Origin of the sequence: Anabaena sp. 4-3 (assembly GCF_001597745.1) — a bacterium.
GTDB lineage: Bacteria > Cyanobacteriota > Cyanobacteriia > Cyanobacteriales > Nostocaceae > Trichormus.
Genome location: NZ_LUHJ01000021.1, coordinates 1 through 1,437 on the forward strand (window position 1 = coordinate 1; position 1,437 = coordinate 1,437).

Below are 1,437 nucleotides of genomic sequence, written 5' to 3' on the forward strand. Positions count from 1 at the left end.
TTTAGCTTGAACTGACAGAAGCCTCTCACTTACCGCGATAGCGGAAGTGATGAGATGAATGGCTCTCGTGTTGACGACAGTTTGCCGACGGCAGTTGCTACAAGTCGGCAGAGCCGCCCAACGCACTGCCTCACCAATGCCGACAGGCAAGGGAGGGAAACATGGAGGAAACGAGCAATTTTTTATGCTATACTCTTTTATAGCAAACATCGTTTACTCTAATATGTTAAGAGTCGTCAAAGTCAGGTTATATCCAGATGCCCAACAACAGCAGTCACTAGCGCAAGCTTTTGGCTGTTGTCGCTGGCTTTGGAATTATTGCTTGAATTTGATGAATCAAACATACAAAGAAACTGGTAAGGGTTTGTCTGGATATGCAGTAAAAAAGATAATTCCCCAGTTGAAGAAAGAGTATGAATGGTTGACATCGACCTATTCACAATGTTTGCAGCAAGTCTGTTTAAATCTAGGAGTAGCATTTAACAACTTTTTTGAAAGACGAGCTAAATACCCTAGATTCAAATCAAAGCATGGTAAGCAGTCGATACAGTATCCTCAAAACGTTAAAGTTGCTGATAATTATTTAAGTCTGCCCAAGATAGGTGACGTATCCGCAATAATTCACAGACCAATTGAGGGTAAAGTTAAAACTGTCACCATATCCAAAAATTGTTCCAATCAATACTTTGCAGCTATTCTGTTTGATGATGGCAAAGACAAACCAGAACAAAAAATGGAAGGTAAAGCAATAGGCATTGATTTGGGGTTAACTCACTTTGCTGTTACCAGTGATGGTTCTAAATTTGATAATCCCAGAATACTCACCAAGCATGAAAAGAATTTAAAACTCAAGCAGCAGCAATTATCTAGAAAGCAGAAAGGTTCTAACAACCGTATCAAAGCTAGAAAAAAAGTTGCTAGAGTTCATAGAAAAATAACTAACTGCCGTGAGGATTTTCTACACAAGCTATCTCGTAGGATAGTCAACGAAAACCAAGTTATTGTAGTTGAAAATCTCAATGTTAAAGGCATGATGCAGAATCATAAACTAGCCAAGTCTATACATCAAGTAGGGTGGGGAATGTTTTGCACAATGCTGAAATACAAAGCAGAAATGTCAGGGAAAATTTATCAGGAAGTTGATAGATTTTTCCCCAGTTCAAAAACCTGTCATGTTTGCCTTAATCAAGTTGGTAGTTTGCCACTTGATGTAAGATATTGGACTTGTGATAACTGCCAAACTAGGCATGACAGGGACGTGAACGCCAGCATTAACCTCAAAGATGAGGGACTACGTATTTTGACCTCTGGAACGGGGGATAAAGCCTGTCGCCCAGATGTAAGTCGGAGTAAGGGAGGACGCAAGAAATCCACTACTGCGCTTTCTGTTGGGCAGGAAGCCTACACTGACCGCTTGCGGCAGTGTAGGTAGTTCAC

At 40.7% G+C, this 1,437-nt stretch carries 1 protein-coding gene; it reads left to right on the forward strand.

Annotation, left to right across the window (positions count from 1 at the left end; all coding sequences use genetic code 11):
* Window positions 1-223 precede the first annotated feature (223 nt).
* Entirely contained in the window at window positions 224-1,432 is a 1,209-nt protein-coding gene (locus tag A3775_RS05285; RefSeq protein ID WP_066377377.1) for an RNA-guided endonuclease TnpB family protein, read from the forward strand.
* Window positions 1,433-1,437 lie beyond the last annotated feature (5 nt).

Bases quoted from the DNA above. Each gene is read 5' to 3' on its own strand.
- A3775_RS05285 (WP_066377377.1), top strand. From the start codon at position 224: ATGTTAAGAGTCGTCAAAGTCAGGTTATATCCAGATGCCCAACAACAG.